The following is a 1,737-nucleotide window of genomic DNA, read 5'->3' as shown; positions in this document are numbered from 1 at the left end:
CCAGAACCCGGTGGGTATCGGCTACAAGACGGTGGAAGCGGCGGTCAAGGCGATCAAGGGCGAGAAGCTGCCCAAGGTCATCGATACCGGCTTCTACTGGTACGACAAGAGCAACATCGACGACGCCAAGATCGCGGCCGTGCTGTACGACTGATCTTGAGATGACGTGACGGGAGGGCGTCGCCGACGGCGGCGCCTTGCCGTTTTCCTGTTTCTCCTGCTTTTGTATTCCCCGCCGGTTGCGCGCAATGCAGACCGGCAATCCTGCGCCGTCTTGCCCCTCGAAAAGTCCATCATGAAGCCGCATCGCATCGACGCCCATCAGCATTTCTGGTTCTACCAGCCCGCCGCCTACCCCTGGATCGGCCGCGGCATGGAACTGTTGGCCTGCGACCGCACGCCCGGCCAATTGCAGCCCGTGCTGGCCGCCGAAGGACTGGAACAATCCATTGCAGTGCAGGCCCGCGCCGGTCGCGACGAAACCGAATTCCTGCTGGACCTGGCGCGCAGTAACCGGCGCATCGCCGGGGTGGTTGGCTGGGAAGACCTCGCTTCGCCGCACCTGGCGGCCAATGTGGAGCGATGGGGAAGTGACAAGCTGGTGGGCTTTCGCCACCAGCTGCAGGATGAGGCCGACGTCAGCGCCTTCGTCGAAGCACCGGCCTTCAATGCCGGCATCGGCTGGCTGCAACGGCGCGGCCTGGTCTATGACGTGCTGATCTATGCACGCCAGATGCCCGAAGTGCAAGCCTTCTGCGCCCGCCATGATCGCCACTGGCTGGTGCTGGATCACCTGGGCAAGCCGGCCCTGGCCGATTTCGGCAAGAGCGAGGCGGTCTTCGCCGACTGGAAGCGCCATCTGCGCGCCTTGGCAGCCTTGCCGCATGTGGCCTGCAAGCTATCGGGACTGGTCACGGAGGCCGACTGGCAGCGCGGTCTGCGTCAGAAGGATTACGACAATATCGTCCTCTGCCTGGATGCGGCGCTGGACGCCTTCGGCCCGCAGCGCCTGATGTTCGGCTCGGACTGGCCGGTCTGCCTGCTGGCCGCCTCCTATGCCAAGGTAGCCGCCGTGGTGCGGGAGTGGGCCGCGACCCGGCTGTCGGCGTCCGAACAGGAGCTGTTGTGGGGGCAGACGGCCGCGCGCTGCTACGGCCTGGTCTAGGGAGACCCCTAATCCCGCGTGAAACCGTTGAAGGCCACGTGCAGCATGTACTTCACGATGTCCTCCGTGCTCATCTTGCTGAACTTCTGCAGGTAGTCCACCGCCGGATCACAGGTGCGGGCGTAGTAGCTGTACAGGATCACATCGCTGGGCAGCGCGGCGTCGAGTTCGCCGCTCTTCTGCGCCTCCTTGACCAGTTTTTCCAGCTGGCCGTTGAGCTTGAGCACCCGCATCACATACTTGACGTTGCGCATGAGCATGTCGCGCACCGGGGCGCTGGTGGAAGGCAGGAAGGGCAGCCCGCCCTCCAGCCGCACCCGCAGTGCCCATTCCAGCATCGCCTCCAGCTTGCCACGCGGGCTGGAAATGCCCTCCAGCTGCGCCAGCTGGTCGATGGCGCCATCGATGAGACGGATCATGGTCTCGCCGATCAATTCTTCCTTGGACTTGAAATGCTTGTACAGGCTGGGTTTGGAGATACCCACCGCACCGGCGACGTCGTCCATCGTCATCAGGTCATAGCCCTTGCTGCCCAGTACCGACGTGGCCGCATCCAGGATGGCGTTCTCCCG

Annotated in this window: 2 protein-coding genes and 1 pseudogene; 2 read left to right on the top strand and 1 reads right to left on the bottom strand. The window is 64.1% G+C overall.

The features are described from left to right. Both VE092_RS09855 and VE092_RS09850 read left to right on the top strand, forming a co-directional pair. Positions 1-154 (top strand): annotated as a pseudogene (locus VE092_RS09855) (BMP family ABC transporter substrate-binding protein); the annotation flags it as partial. A gap of 141 nt (positions 155-295) precedes the next feature. Beyond that, positions 296-1,165, top strand: a complete 870-nt coding sequence (locus tag VE092_RS09850; protein ID WP_324876200.1) for an amidohydrolase family protein — start codon at positions 296-298, stop codon at positions 1,163-1,165. Positions 1,166-1,173: 8 nt separating this feature from the next. On the opposite strand, the gene VE092_RS09845 is transcribed toward VE092_RS09850, so the two are convergent. Further along, positions 1,174-1,737, bottom strand: a 564-nt coding sequence (locus VE092_RS09845; protein ID WP_324876198.1) for a helix-turn-helix domain-containing protein, incomplete at its 5' end; no start/stop codon positions are given.

Source organism: Herbaspirillum sp. (assembly GCF_035644555.1).
In the GTDB taxonomy this organism is placed as follows: domain Bacteria; phylum Pseudomonadota; class Gammaproteobacteria; order Burkholderiales; family Burkholderiaceae_D; genus Herbaspirillum.
Note: the sequence above shows the minus strand (reverse complement) of the source record. Positions and strands in the feature narration are given on the sequence as shown.

What these genes read in the sequence shown, in the direction of transcription:
- VE092_RS09850 (WP_324876200.1), top strand. Translation starts at nt 296, where the DNA reads ATGAAGCCGCATCGCATCGACGCCCATCAGCATTTCTGGTTCTACCAG.